This is a genomic window from Fructobacillus americanaquae, from assembly GCF_024029775.1.
Classification (GTDB): domain Bacteria; phylum Bacillota; class Bacilli; order Lactobacillales; family Lactobacillaceae; genus Fructobacillus; species Fructobacillus americanaquae.
Genome location: NZ_CP097122.1, coordinates 1085251 through 1098718 on the forward strand (window position 1 = coordinate 1085251; position 13468 = coordinate 1098718).

The 13468-nt window shown below is 46.8% G+C and carries 12 protein-coding genes and 1 riboswitch; of the genes, 9 read left to right on the forward strand and 3 right to left on the reverse strand.

From position 1 onward, the window contains the following. Nucleotides 1–26: 26 nt before the first annotated feature. The 3 genes from M3M36_RS05390 to M3M36_RS05400 are packed head-to-tail and all read right to left on the reverse strand — an operon-like array spanning nt 27 to nt 3103. Nucleotides 27–1463 (reverse strand): MFS transporter, encoded by a 1437-nt coding sequence (locus M3M36_RS05390; RefSeq protein ID WP_252773564.1) that lies wholly within the window; start codon nt 1461–1463, stop codon nt 27–29. Between the two features lie 12 nt (nt 1464–1475). Continuing rightward, on the reverse strand, nt 1476–2228 hold the full coding sequence (gene aroD / locus M3M36_RS05395; RefSeq protein WP_252773565.1) for a type I 3-dehydroquinate dehydratase: 753 nt from the start codon (nt 2226–2228) through the stop codon (nt 1476–1478). Next, on the reverse strand, nt 2225–3103 hold the full coding sequence (locus tag M3M36_RS05400; RefSeq protein ID WP_252773566.1) for a shikimate dehydrogenase: 879 nt from the start codon (nt 3101–3103) through the stop codon (nt 2225–2227). The genes aroD and M3M36_RS05400 overlap by 4 nt, the downstream gene beginning before the upstream one ends. 881 nt (nt 3104–3984) lie before the next feature. Here M3M36_RS05400 and M3M36_RS05405 point away from each other — a divergent pair. The 9 genes from M3M36_RS05405 to M3M36_RS05445 all read left to right on the forward strand — a co-directional run bounded on the left by M3M36_RS05405 (nt 3985) and on the right by M3M36_RS05445 (nt 13468). Beyond that, entirely contained in the window at nt 3985–5511 is a 1527-nt protein-coding gene (locus tag M3M36_RS05405; protein WP_252773567.1) for an anthranilate synthase component I family protein, read from the forward strand. After that, a complete protein-coding gene (locus tag M3M36_RS05410) occupies nt 5495–6094 on the forward strand; it encodes an anthranilate synthase component II (RefSeq protein ID WP_252773568.1) in 600 nt (199 codons plus the stop codon). Before M3M36_RS05405 ends, M3M36_RS05410 begins: the two co-directional genes overlap by 17 nt. Continuing rightward, nucleotides 6087–7100 (forward strand): anthranilate phosphoribosyltransferase, encoded by a 1014-nt coding sequence (gene trpD, locus M3M36_RS05415; protein ID WP_252773569.1) that lies wholly within the window; start codon nt 6087–6089, stop codon nt 7098–7100. Before M3M36_RS05410 ends, trpD begins: the two co-directional genes overlap by 8 nt. Further along, a complete protein-coding gene (gene trpC / locus M3M36_RS05420) occupies nt 7097–7888 on the forward strand; it encodes an indole-3-glycerol phosphate synthase TrpC (RefSeq protein WP_252773570.1) in 792 nt (263 codons plus the stop codon). Before trpD ends, trpC begins: the two co-directional genes overlap by 4 nt. Beyond that, nucleotides 7881–8606, forward strand: a complete 726-nt coding sequence (locus M3M36_RS05425) for a phosphoribosylanthranilate isomerase (RefSeq protein WP_252773571.1) — start codon at nt 7881–7883, stop codon at nt 8604–8606. The genes trpC and M3M36_RS05425 overlap by 8 nt, the downstream gene beginning before the upstream one ends. Beyond that, nucleotides 8606–9814, forward strand: a complete 1209-nt coding sequence (trpB, locus tag M3M36_RS05430; RefSeq protein ID WP_252773572.1) for a tryptophan synthase subunit beta — start codon at nt 8606–8608, stop codon at nt 9812–9814. Before M3M36_RS05425 ends, trpB begins: the two co-directional genes overlap by 1 nt. Then, on the forward strand, nt 9807–10604 hold the full coding sequence (gene trpA, locus M3M36_RS05435; RefSeq protein ID WP_252773573.1) for a tryptophan synthase subunit alpha: 798 nt from the start codon (nt 9807–9809) through the stop codon (nt 10602–10604). Before trpB ends, trpA begins: the two co-directional genes overlap by 8 nt. Nucleotides 10605–10813: 209 nt before the next feature. Then, nucleotides 10814–10917: riboswitch (TPP riboswitch) on the forward strand. Nucleotides 10918–11037: 120 nt separating this feature from the next. Further along, complete coding sequence (locus M3M36_RS05440; RefSeq protein ID WP_252773574.1) at nt 11038–12354, forward strand: solute carrier family 23 protein; 1317 nt, start codon at nt 11038–11040, stop codon at nt 12352–12354. Next, on the forward strand, nt 12347–13468 hold the full coding sequence (locus M3M36_RS05445) for a LuxE/PaaK family acyltransferase (protein ID WP_252773575.1): 1122 nt from the start codon (nt 12347–12349) through the stop codon (nt 13466–13468). The genes M3M36_RS05440 and M3M36_RS05445 overlap by 8 nt, the downstream gene beginning before the upstream one ends.

Sequence of the window (13468 nt, forward strand, 5' to 3'; positions counted from 1 at the left end):
ACGTTTTTTGTCAAATTGACCTTTTTTTATTTGAGTGAAGCCTGGTACTTGCGTGAATTATCCATGATTGTTTGGATGATATCTTGATTGTAAGTGACCAATTTTTTATTTTTAGTTTTTCTGGCAACGTGAGCGAGGACTTGCCGCTCACGGTCGAGATCTTTAATGGCAATTTGCCCGGATTGCTTAAATTGATGGACGTCATCGACAGCCGCAAAGCGCTGTTCGAGGAGGTCAATGATTTGCGTGTCGATACGATTAATTTCTGCCCTTGCAGCAGCCAAAGAGGTGTTAGCTGGTTTTTCTTTGGGGAGGGCCCAGTACATCATCAAGGCGACGACCAAACCGACCAGGGCCACGAGAATGTCGCCGGCCATCAAATTCAAATGTTGGTTTTTAACAATCAGGCCAGTCATGATTGGCACTGAGAAGGAGGCCAAGGAACCAAAAATAAAGAAGAGACCGGTTAACATGCCCTTGTGCTTTGGGTAGATGGACAAGAGGGTGTTTAAGGCGATTTGCATCAAGCCACCCGCTGCGCTCAAACCAAAGAGAAAAGCTGCGACGGCTGAAAGCGTTTCGTTGGTGCTCAAGGTAATGGTGGTGATGGACAGGAATGAGATAGCGTTTAGTGTTAGGAACAGTTCTTTTTTAATGGTTAAACGCTGTAGTAATATCACGACAATAATGACGCCACTGATGGAGCCTAGGCTGTACAGGGAAAGGAGGAAGTGCGCCATGGCAGCCGTAAAATTAATTTTCTTAGCGAAAATGGTAATCCATTGGGTAAACCAAATCATGACGGCCATCGATGTGTAACCATAGATGAAGAGCCCAGCGGTCAAGGCTGATTTCTTAGCAAAGCCGAGTTGGAGACCGGATGTTTCTGTAACAGCGGCTGTTTTCTTGGCGGCCTGAACATTGATCGTCAAAATATTGACAAGGTTCACCAGTAAAATCCCTGCTGGAACCAAAAATGAAAGGCCGAACCACAGTTTTTGCTCGGTTAAGAAGAGCAAAAGCATTGGCAAGATAAATTCGCCAATTGAAATGAAAGCCTTCAAGAAGACGCTATTACTAGTGCCATTTTGGTTAATTTCAGTTAAGAGAGGGTAAGTTGCTGAGTCGAGGGCTGAGTTGGCCACACCAGCCAAGATGGCGAGGCTGTAAGCTAAGGCAAGTGATTGGTTCAGTGGCGTAGCCACGAAGAAAATTAGGTAAGTAATCATCCCAATTAAGAGGGTTGTCTTGCGGCCAAAGCGGTCGGAAATAAAGCCCATAATCAGGTAAGCAAGCAGGCGACCAATCCCTATTCCAGAAAGGATAAAGGAGGCCACCGGTAAAGTGGCTTGCCAGTGCTGAGCCAGGGTGACCAGATTTTGGGTCAGAATAATCATGCCAAAGCCATGAACTAAGTAATTGGTGAAAAGCCCGGATTTGAGACGAAAGCGGGAAGTTTGCATAACGATTTCTCCTTAGAGTAGTTGAAAGATTTGCCGGATTTGAGCGATGGTTAGTTGGCCGGGCGCTGACTCCGCTGTTTCGTCCAGGCTAGCGAAAGTAATTGCCGACCCGCTGAGTTGGCCGGCGATGCGACTGATTTTTCCAAGGTCCCCCATGGCCATGGTGACGATTGGAATCGTCAAACTTTCCTGGGCGGTTTGGCTAACAGTCAAGAGACGGAAAACATCGGCCTTGGTTTTGGGCATAACGGCAATCTTGGCCATGTCTGCCTTCAAATTAGCCATTTTTTCAAATTGCTTTTGTAGAAAGGTCGTGGTTGGGGTTGATTGGAAGTTATGGTAGCTGGCGATAACCAGTTGATTGCGATCGTGGCTAGCCTGGATGGCTTTCTCAACCAAATTTAGGTCGTGGTCAACCTCGACATCGATGAGATCAAAATCACTTTGAGCTAGGTTGGCTAAAAGGTCGCCGTAATCTGCTTCTTCAAGGGGCATGGCGCCACCTTCGCCCTGTGTTCGAAAGGTAGCGATAATGGGCAAATCACCTAAACCAACCGTTAAAGCGGCTCGAATATCTTTGAGGTCCTTTAACTCTGGGGTATGGTCAAGGTGGTCAATTCGCCATTCAACTAAATCAGGCTGGCTTTCCCTGATCGCTGGCAGTTGCTCTTTCAGATCGGCTAGGTTGGTTGCGACGATTGGGAGGGCGATGGCGCTTTGGTCGTTTTCGCCGATGATGGTATTGTGACAAGTAAGTGTTTTCATTGTTGGTCCTTTTGCTCAATTGCTGTTTGGACGAGGTCGATTGGCATGTTTTGGCCGGTCCAAAGTCGAAAAGCGGCAGCGCCTTGTTCAATCATCATACCCAAGCCATTGTAAACATGGGCAACGCCGGCATTCTTGGCGATGGTCATGAGCTTGGTTTCTCTTGGGGCATAAACTGTGTCGTAAACGACCAAGTCTTTTTTGAACCAGGTCGGGTCTGTGACGAGGCTTTGGTCTTCCAATGGCTTCATGCCAACGCCGGTTGCATCACAGAAGATGTCGGCCCAAGCGAGGGCTTCTTGCAAAGCGCCTTGATCAGCCAGGTCAGTTAGGCTTGCCTGACAATTCGTTTTTTGATTGATGATGTCGACGGTTTCTTGTGCGTGGCCGAACCGCCCGTCGTGACGGTTGAAGATTCTGATTTCACTGAGGCCATCGAGGGCCGACTGGGTTGCAATCGGGGTTCCAGCACCACCGGCACCAATCAAGACCATCTTTTTTCCGGCGACTTCATGGCCTTTTTTCTTTAAATCAGTGACGAAGCCAACGCCGTCGGTGGTGTAACCGGTTAAGATTCCGTGATCGTTGACCACAGTGTTGACGGCCTGGTTTAGCTCAGCTGAGATATCGAGCTTGTCTAAGTAGGGGATGATGGCCTGTTTATTGGGCATTGAAACGTTAGACCCCCGCATCTCGAGGGTGCGGATAGCAGCGACGCCATCCTTGAGTTTTTCCTCTGGTACATCAAAAGCCAGGTAAACAAAGTTTAGGTTCAAAGCCTCGAAGGCGGTGTTATGCATGGTTGGTGACATAGAATGGCGGATGGGGTAGGCCATCAAGCCAATTAAATAGGTGTGTCCATCAATTCTTGTCATATGATTCTTCCTTTCTGATTGAAATAAAAAAGCCGGCTAGGTAAAGACCTAGTCGGCTGATTGCTCACAGTGAGAAAGAAAAAATTCCATCATGGTTGCCATCGATTACCGACTAGGTGTTACATCTAGTCGGCCAACACAAAGATGGCTTTATTACCTAGATGCGGACGCTTGAGCACGTCCGCATCGAGAATTGGACGTGCTATCTAAAGTAATAAAAGCCATAATAACGACTCATCATTTGTGCTGATGATTTTTTCATTGTTGGAATCCCTTTCCGTTAAGTTGCTTTAATTAAAACACAGGAAAAATGTTTTTGCAAGATTTTTTATCATCTTTTTCTCATTTTTATCTTGTTTGCTTGATTTTCTTTAATGCTTAAATAATCCGCTATATAAGAAGAAAAAAGTCGTTTAATAGTTGTTATTTCTTGGATTGATTTATTTTTTAATCATAAAAATGAAAATAATCCTCATTTTTTCTTGACACTTTTTCATTTTGTGATTAAACTGAGGGCAATTAAATAGTTCGTCCATAAAAACCAATGATGTGGAGATCAAGATTGTTGTGCACGCTAAGAGAGTCGCCGATGCTGGGAAGGCGATGGGAACGCAGGCAGTTAAATGGACCACGGAGGGTTCCGCTGAAAGAGCATTTGCTCAAGTACGGGAAACGTCAGGCATACGTCAGTTGTCGGGGATATGTTAGTATCTCGCTAAGGAGGGGCTAAAGACCTTTTTTCATTGACTTTTTTGTTGAAAAATGAGTTTTTTGGCCTAATTAAGGTGGCACCGCGGAGAGAATCCGTCCTTAACAAAGCATAGATTGCGTTGTTATGGGCGGATTTTTTAGTTGAAAAAATGAAACGAGGTGACCAAGAGTTGAAACAATTAGACCTAAAGCAATATGGCCAAGAATATCCCTTCCTGCCAGTGATTGTTAGCAAAAGAATCAGTAATTTTGACCCAGAATTGCTCATGCAGGAACTGGGGACAACCAAGAATCAGACGATGATCTTTCAACGCGAGGGTGTGACCACTTTTTTCCTCTCACTTGAGCAAACGATTACCGGTCGTGATGGCCAAATCCAAGTAATGAGTGCCGATGGTGCGGTCGAAACCGCCCAGGGTGATCCAATTGCCTTTTTAAATCAGCTTTATCACCAGTATCAAATTCCCAAGGTGACAGACGCCATCCCCTTTGTGGCCGGACTAATGGGCTATTTTGCTTATGATTTTGTCCGTTACCATCCTGATGTTCACTTAGCGCCAGCCCAAGACGATCTTGGTTTAGCGGACTTCGAATTATTTTTACCAAAGGTGGTTGCCAATTATCGTCACGAGACCAAGGAATTGATTTTAAGCCAAACGGTACCGTCCGAAAGGTTGTCGACCGACTTCGATCAGGTTCAACAAAAGTTAAATGATTTGGCGAACCGGGCTGGTGAAATGATGGACCAAATTCAGGAAAATGATTTGGCAACTGCCGAGCTGGAAAACCAGGTTAGCTCAAATCAAGAGCTGCTTCAGGGTGATGAGGCCAAAAGCCAGTCAGCACTAACTTTTACCAATCAATTGACGCGGACAGCCTTCAGCGATCGGGTTCAAAAAACGAAAGAACATATTCATGCTGGTGATATCTTTCAGCTGATTTTATCCAATCCTTACCTGGCGAAAACTAATAATCAGCAACTCTTGCTGGGTGTTTTTACCAGGTTACAGGGTGGGCCCCAATCACCCTACCAATTCTACTTTTATAACGGTGACTACCAAGCAACCGGTGCCTCACCAGAAACCTTAATTAAAAAGACCGGGGACCGATTGTTCTCATATCCGCTAGCGGGTACGAGACGGCGGGGGAAAACAGCAGAAGAGGACCAATTTTTTGCCCAGGAACTGCAGCACAGCGAAAAAGAACTCGCGGAGCACAATATGCTAGTTGATTTGGGTCGCAATGATTTGGGTCGAGTGAGCCAATTTGGCACGGTCGCCGTTACGAAGCTGCGCCACCTGCTTTATTTTCTAAATGTGATGCACCTTGGCTCAACAATTGAAAGCCAAGTTCAGACTGATTTAACTCCCATCGACATTCTAAAAGCAACCTTGCCAGCGGGAACGTTATCCGGAGCACCTAAGATTTCGGCCATGCAGATTATCAATCAGTTGGAGAACCGCAAGCGTGGCATTTACGGTGGTGGTATTGGAACGATTGGTTTTGATGGCGACCTCGACTTCAGTATTGGGATTCGCTTAGCCTACCAAAAAAAGCAAAACCTGGTCGTCCAGGCCGGTGCTGGGATTGTGGCCGATAGCAGCCCAGCGGAAGAGTACCGAGAATTTGAAAATAAAAGCCGGTTAATGTTGGATTTGGTTACAAAGGAGGCGGCATCCGATGCTATTACTAATTGATAATTATGACAGCTTTACCTATAACCTCTACCAGGAAATTGGCAAGTTGACCAAGCAGACCATCAAGGTGGTTAAAAATGATCAGGTAAGAGTTGAGGACCTAGATGAACCAACGTTAATGGGACTGATTTTATCACCGGGACCGGGTCGGCCAAATCAGGCCGGGAACCTCAATGCCGTTCTGGCAGCTGCTATCGGTCGGGTACCTGTTCTTGGTGTTTGCCTTGGCCATCAGGCAATTGGCGAGGTCTATGGTGCCAAGATTGTTACGGCCCCGTTGATGCACGGGAAGACCAGCCTGATTCACCAGCAGGGAAAGCAGTTGTCGGGTATCTTAGCCGGGTGCCCGACCACTTTTACAGTTGGACGCTACCATTCCTTGATGATTGATCCAGCCACCATTCCCAATCACTTAACCGTGACCGCCCAGGCCGACGATGGGACCGTTCAGGCAGTTGCCGATGAAGAAAACTACGTTTACGGAGTCGAATTTCACCCCGAATCGATTATGACGGACCAAGCGGCCGCCAAACAAATTTTTACTAATTTTTTAGCTTATACGGGAGAGAGCAACCATGATTAAACCAGCCATTCAAAAAGTCAGCCAACAGCAAAACTTAACCTTCGATGAGTCAGCCGAGGTTATTAGTGAGATTATGACCGGCCAAGCAGAAGAAAATCAGATTGCCGCTTTTTTGACGGCATTAACAGCCAAGGGGGAAACGGCCGCTGAAATTGCTGGGGCAGCCCAAGCAATGCGGCAAGCGGCCCTGGAATTTCCTAAACAAGCAGCGGCCCTGGACATCGTTGGTACCGGCGGTGACCATTCTAATTCCTTTAACATTTCGTCGACGGCGGGTTTGGTCATTGCTAGTCTTGGTTATGATGTGGTCAAGCACGGGAACCGCGCTGCTTCTTCAAAAAGTGGTGCTGCCGATGTTCTCGAGGCCCTGGGATTTCCAATTAACCAGGAGGTTGGCCAGGCCGAGCAGCTACTAAAAGATCAGCACTTTACCTTTCTTTTTGCCCAAAAGTACCATCAAGCAATGAGGTATGTTGCCCCTGTTCGCCGCAGTTTGGGCATCCCAACCATTTTTAATGTTTTAGGTCCCTTGGCCAATCCAGCCGAACCAAAGCAAATGGTTTTGGGTGTCTATGATGGGGCGCTGTTGGAACCGATGGCTCAGGTTTTGCACCAACTCGGTGTACAGTCAGCCAATATTTTGTATGGAACGGATGGCCTCGATGAAGCTTCAATCTCAGCACCAACTAAGTTAGTACGATTGCGGGGTGATAAGGTTCAGTTCCAAACGATTATCCCAGAGGAGTTTGGCTTGAAGCGGGCAACCAAAGAAGAAATTGTGGGCGGAACAGCCCAGGAGAATGCAGCCATTACTCGGACTATCTTAGCCGGTGAAGAACGGGGAGCCAAGCATGATATCGTGGTTTTAAATGCGGCCATTGGCCTCAATGCCGTCAATCCAGCTATCTCGATTGAACAGGGGGTGATATTAGCACAGGAGGCCCTCGATAGTGGTCGGGTAGCTGATTTGCTTGCAAGGATAAGCACTGCGGAGGCCGTTGAATGATTTTAGATGATTTAGTGGCCGCCACGAAAAGCCGGCTAGTAAAAGAAAAAGTAGCGGTGTCATTAGCGACTTTGAAAGCTCAGACAGAGGCTCTGCCGGTGATTGACCCGCAAGCTGTTTACGACCGTTTTCTAGCACCAGGGATTCACGTGATTGCCGAGGTCAAGAAAGCCTCACCCTCCAGGGGTTTGATTGCGGTTGATTTTCCTTATCAAGAAATTGCTCAAACCTATGATCAAGCCGGCGTAACGGCCATTTCTGTCTTAACCGAGCCGGATTACTTTTTGGGCAAATTAGACTATTTGGCTGAGATTGCGGCCAAGGTAACCGTTCCAGTTTTGCGAAAGGACTTTGTCATCGACCCCTACATGATTTATCAGGCAAAGGTTGCGGGCGCAAAAATTATTTTGCTGATTGTGGCGATTTTATCTCCGCTAGACTTGCAAGTCTATTTGAACTTGGCTGAGAGTCTGGGACTGGCCGTGTTAGTCGAGGCACATGATGCAGATGAAATTAGTCGAGCGCTGGCCGTTGGTGCCAAGCTGATTGGGGTTAATAATCGCAATTTAAAGGATTTTACAGTCTCCTTTGATAACAGCCAGCGGCTCTTTAATTTGGTGCCCGATTCTGTTGCCTTTATTGCCGAAAGTGGCGTGCAAAGTCCGGCAGATATTGCACACCTACAATCCTTAGGAATCAATGGTGTGCTGATCGGAGAGGCCTTGATGAAGGCGGCTAGTCCAAAAGCTTTCATTGAAGCCGGATTGGGGGAGCCAACCCATGACTAAGATTAAAATTTGTGGCTTGATGACTAAAAAAGAGGCCCTGATGGCCAACGAGGCCCGCCCTGATTTTGTAGGAGTCGTCTTTGCTCCAGGTCGCCACCAGGTTACGAAAGCGGAAGCTTTAGTAGTGCGCACGACGCTTTATGAGTCGATTCCATTGGTTGGTGTCTTTGTTGCTGAACCGGTGGAAATGATTTTGGAATTGGTTGAAATGGGGACGATTCAGCTGATTCAGCTCCATGGCCGGCGACCAATTGACGAGGTCCGGCGGTTGGAAATGGCAGGCGTACCAATTATCCAAGCCCTGGTGGGTGATGATGCCATTGACCAGGCCGAGAGTTGGCAAAATCAGCTTCGGTGGTGTCGGCCACAAGCAGACAATGGCGGTTTGGAAGAAGGTCTAAATCGCAATCGGCAGTTAGCCAATTTTAGTGGCAGTTTGCAAGAACAATCAGTTAGTAATTTTGACCTAATTGATTTTTTAATGGTTGATGCTGGTGCTGGCTCTGGTCAACGATTAGATTGGCAGCGGTTAGCTGGTTTGGCCCCGAACCACCTATTTGTGGCTGGCGGGATTCGCCCCGATAATTTAAGCGATTTACTGCAGGTTTATCAGCCTGCTGGCGTTGATGTGAGTACTGGGGCGGAAACCAACCGGCATAAAGACCTAAAAAAGATGTTGGCACTGGTAGCCATTGCCCATCAAGAGGAGAGAAAGTAATGGAAGCAGAATACAAGACAAAGAAGCAGGATGGTCGGTTTTTAGAGTATGGCGGCCAATATGTACCGGAAACTTTGATGAATGAGTTAAATAAGTTGGCTGCAGTTTACCAGGAAGCCCAGGCCGACCCTGATTTTCAGGCGGAATTGGCTGACCTATTGGCTAATTATGCCAACCGACCATCGTTGTTGTACTATGCCAAAAACATGACGGCTGACCTTGGTGGCGCCCAAATTTATTTTAAACGTGAGGATTTGAACCACACGGGGGCCCATAAGATTAACAATGTCATTGGCCAGGCACTGTTAGCTAAGAAAATGGGCAAGAAACGCTTAATAGCCGAAACAGGAGCGGGACAACACGGGGTAGCAACGGCTACGATTGCTGCCTTGTTTGGTCTGGAGTGCGAAGTCTTTATGGGCAAGGAGGACACGGATCGCCAACGGTTGAATGTTTATCGGATGGAACTCCTTGGGGCCAAAGTCCACGCCGTGACTTCCGGATCAATGGTGTTGAAGGATGCCATTAATGCTGCCTTGCAGGACTTTGCGGCCCGGCCTGAGGATACGTTTTATGTGATGGGTTCGGCCACCGGCCCCCATCCTTATCCGGAGATAGTCCGTGATTTTCAAAGTGTGATCAGCCAGGAATCCAAGCAACAAATTCAAGACCAATTGGGACGTTTGCCCGATAAGGTCATCGCCTGCGTTGGTGGCGGATCCAATGCCATTGGTAGTTTTGCCCATTATATTAACCATGCTGAAGTTGAGTTGATTGGGGTAGAAGCAGCCGGCAAGGGCGTTGATACTGATTTGACGGCGGCTACTATCGAAAAGGGTCGCTTAGGTGTCTTTCACGGCATGAAGTCACTCTTTTTGCAAAATGATAGTGGCCAAATCAATCCGGTCTATTCGATTTCGGCTGGGCTCGATTACCCGGGTGTTGGGCCAGAACACGCAGCATTAGCAGCCGAGCACCGTGCCCAATACGTCGGTATTACAGATGATGAGGCCGTGGCTGCCTTTGAATACATTGCCAAGCAAGAGGGGATTATTGCCGCTATTGAAAGCTGTCATGCTGTGGCCTATGTGCAAAAATTAGCGCCAACGTTACCTAAGGACCAGGTCATTGTCTGCACACTATCTGGCCGGGGGGACAAGGATGTTGCCGCAATTGCCAAGTACCGGGGGGTTGAAATTCATGAGTAAAATTAGTCAAAGCTTTACGAATCATAAAAATTTTATTGCCTTCGTCACCGCCAATGATCCTGACATGGAGACGACTGTGAAAAATGTCGTGGCTTTGGCAAAGGGCGGGGCCGATATTGTTGAAATTGGCATTCCTTTTTCGGATCCAGTCGCCGACGGTCCCGTTATTCAAGCGGCCGATTTGCGGGCTTTGCGTGACCCTGATTTACCAATTGAAGTGATTTTTACGGCGGTGAAGGAAATTTGTCTGCAAACAGCGGTGCCTCTGGTTTTCTTGGTGTACCTGAACGTTGTTCTCCAGTATGGCTATGAACGTTTTACCGCCGACTGTGAAAAATTCGGTGTCGATGGCCTGATTATCCCCGATTTGCCCTATGAAGAACGAGGAGAGTTAGTTTCTTTTACTGACAAGCATGGGCTGGATTTGATTCCGTTGATTACAGTGACGTCTGGTGAGCGCATTGCGCTGATTGCCAAAGAGGCGACCGGTTTCATCTACTTGGTTTCTTCTTTAGGCGTAACGGGAACCCGTGAATCCTTTGCTGCTAATTTAGCAGAAGTTGTCGGGCAAATTAAAGCGGTCACGAATGTGCCGGTGGCTATTGGCTTTGGTGTACATACCGCTGACCAGGCCCAGGCAATGGCTGATTTGGCCGATGGGGTTATTATTGGCTCAGCCTGCGTCCAGATTGTCGCTGAAAATGGTCACAAAGCACCAGCAAAGTTACAGGCGTACGCTAAAGAAATCAGCGCTGCTGTTGATGGTGTGTCGGTTGGGAATGCTGAATGAATTGGTCAAAATTGAGTGCCGTTACCAACAAGTAAAATGGCCTAGTGATTGCTACCAAGATTGAGGTTGTTGCTGGTGGTGCATTTCGCCTAACTTTTTTGACCAGCGCTTTGTCTGCTACTATTCGTGGAACAGTTTCGAATTTGATTAAACAAAGTTGATTATATTTGTTCTAATATTGAATTTCATGTTATACTGAAAAAAATTAATTAATTCGCAAGGGGAGCATCACGCTGAGATTAGACAGAAATGTCTTAGACCCTATGTACCTGATCTGGTTAATACCAGCGTAGGAATGCAACTAATATTGATAACAAGGGGTCTTTTTTAGGACTTTTCGGTTGAGGTTGAATTCATCATGAATTCAACCTTTTTCTTTTGCTGGTAAAGACTGTTCAGGGTGGATTGATGAATTAAATTTTAGGAGAAAAAAATGATTCAACAGAACCATCAGCAGCAAGAAAGTTCCCCGGAAGAGATTCCATTGAGTACTAGTCAGACGATATTGATTAGTCTCCAACACATCTTTGTTTCCAATGTCTGGCTTGATCCGATTTTTGTTGCTTCAGCCGCGGGCCTCTCGTTAGCCTTGTCGACGAATTTGATTAGTGCCATTTTTTTGGCATCTGGTCTGGTAACGATTTTGCAGGCTTCAAAATTAGCACGGCTGCCGATTGTGCAAGGGCCTTCAGCGGCCTTTGATGCCCTCATGATTAGTGCTGGTAAAACTGGAGGTTTGCCAGCTGCCGGTGGTGCCGTCTTTCTCAGTGGCTTTATTGTTTTGCTGATGTCTTTATTTGGCTGGGTTCATCGCTTAGCTAAGAAATTGACACCTGCGATTAACGGGACCATTATTTTTTTGGTTGGCATTTCGCTTTCAAGTTTTACAATGTCAGAATTACTAGGAGGGACGCCTGGCACAAAAGGTTTTGCATCGCCAAACGTTCTTCTGGTGGCCGTTACAACCACTTTGATTGTCGTCTTAGGATCGTTGTTTGGCCGAGGTTACTGGCGCAAGTTTTCCTTTTTGCTGGCCCTTGTGGTTGGTAATCTTTTGGCGGCCAGCCTGGGGATGATTGACTTGTCAAGCGTGCAAAGTCAACCGTTTTTTGGCCTACCACGGTTGTTTCCTTATGGACTATTTCGTTTTAATTGGGCCATTTTTCTGACCTTCTTCATCGCTTATTTAGTGGCAGTGATTGAAGCTTTGGGCGTTTATGAAGCCTCTGCAGATGTTACCAAAGAAGAATTAAGTGCAAAGCGTATTAGTCGTGGAATTGCAGGTGAAGCGGGTGGCTCAATGCTTTCTTCTTTGATTGGCGGTTTTCCAACCACAGCTTTTGCCCAAAACTTAGGGTTCATGAAGTTGACGGGAGTGCATTCTCGTAAGCCCATTCTATTGGCCGGGGGATTACTAATTTTACTAGGATTTGTGCCCAAGTTTGCAGCAGTACTCGCTTTGACCCCAGCACCCGTTATCGGTGGGATGTTTTTGCCGGCAGCGGCAACCTTGTTAACGACGGGCTTTGCAACCCTGCAGAAGGCTGATAAAGGCGAAGCTACTCGGATGAGTATTGGTCTGTCTTTGTTGCTGGCCATTGCCCTGCCATCTTATGCAAAAGGATTTTCGGGTATTTATCAGTCGCTCTTTTCAAATAGTATTTTAGTCGGTGCTCTGTCGATTGTGACCCTGCATGTTCTATTAATTGTTGTACCAGGATTTTTTGGAGGGAAAAAGAACCATGAGTGATTCGGTTGCTGCAATTCAAAAAGAAATTCTGAGTTTTATTGACCAACACCAAGTCATGGACGGCCACCATGAAAGTGATGAGGATTTCAATCAGTTGGCCCTCGATTTATTTCAATACCAATTTGACCATAATTTACCCTATAAAAAATATGCGCAACAACAACGAAAAAGTCCGCTAATGGTACATCGGTGGCAAGAAGTACCATTAATGCCGATTCAGGGATACAAGCAGTTAACGCTGTCGACAACGCCGATCACGGCGGGCGAAGCTGTTTTTATGTCAAGTGGGACAACGGATAAGACCCACCGTAGCCATAGCTACCATCCGACTTTTGCTGTTTGGAATGAGTCAATGAAAGTATCTTTCAAGCAGTATGTCCTCCCGGACGTTGATCAAATCACTATTATTGGCCTATTTCCGGATGAAAAGCACCTTGACAATTCTTCTTTGGCTCATTATGTCAGTCGCGCCATTACCGAATTTGGTGACCAACACAGCAGATCCTATGTCGATGCAGACGGGATTGATTATCAGGGAGTGGTCGCTGCTTTAACGGCGGCAGAAATTGATCACCGTCCCGTGATGCTGCTTGGCGCAAGTTTTTCCTACGTCCATTTTTTGGATTACCTACAAAAGCACCAGTTGGTCTTTCACCTGGCTGAAAAAAGTCGAATTTTTGATACCGGTGGTTTCAAGGGCCAATCGCGTCAAGTTAGCGAAGACCAGCTACTAGCTGATTTGGAAGCGGCCTTCGGTATTGGTCGTGACTATTATTTGAATATGTATGGCATGACGGAAATCAGTTCACAGTGCTATGACCAAAAATTGTGGCGGCTCAACCAGGGTTTGGACCTAATTTATAGTAAGCAAACACCAGCTTGGGTTCGCGTCAGGATTTTAGATACCGATACCTTGGCGCCTGTTGCGCCCGGACAAAAAGGTGTCTTGGCCTATTATGACCTTTCGAACTGGAACTCATGCTTGGGCATCTTAACGGAAGATTTAGCCGTACAGGATGACGTCGGCTTTACTTTGCTTGGTCGGATTGCTGGGGCGGAGTCAAAGGGGTGCTCAATTTCTGTTGATCAACTACTGCAAGCCAATCAAGCATGA

Coding starts and splice junctions, on each gene's coding strand:
- trpC (WP_252773570.1), top strand. CDS start 7,097: ATGATTTTAGATGATTTAGTGGCCGCCACGAAAAGCCGGCTAGTAAAA.
- M3M36_RS05445 (WP_252773575.1), top strand. CDS start 12,347: ATGAGTGATTCGGTTGCTGCAATTCAAAAAGAAATTCTGAGTTTTATT.
- M3M36_RS05410 (WP_252773568.1), top strand. CDS start 5,495: ATGCTATTACTAATTGATAATTATGACAGCTTTACCTATAACCTCTAC.
- trpB (WP_252773572.1), top strand. CDS start 8,606: ATGGAAGCAGAATACAAGACAAAGAAGCAGGATGGTCGGTTTTTAGAG.
- M3M36_RS05425 (WP_252773571.1), top strand. CDS start 7,881: ATGACTAAGATTAAAATTTGTGGCTTGATGACTAAAAAAGAGGCCCTG.
- trpD (WP_252773569.1), top strand. CDS start 6,087: ATGATTAAACCAGCCATTCAAAAAGTCAGCCAACAGCAAAACTTAACC.
- M3M36_RS05400 (WP_252773566.1), bottom strand. CDS start 3,103: ATGACAAGAATTGATGGACACACCTATTTAATTGGCTTGATGGCCTAC.
- aroD (WP_252773565.1), bottom strand. CDS start 2,228: ATGAAAACACTTACTTGTCACAATACCATCATCGGCGAAAACGACCAA.
- M3M36_RS05390 (WP_252773564.1), bottom strand. CDS start 1,463: ATGCAAACTTCCCGCTTTCGTCTCAAATCCGGGCTTTTCACCAATTAC.
- M3M36_RS05440 (WP_252773574.1), top strand. CDS start 11,038: ATGATTCAACAGAACCATCAGCAGCAAGAAAGTTCCCCGGAAGAGATT.
- trpA (WP_252773573.1), top strand. CDS start 9,807: ATGAGTAAAATTAGTCAAAGCTTTACGAATCATAAAAATTTTATTGCC.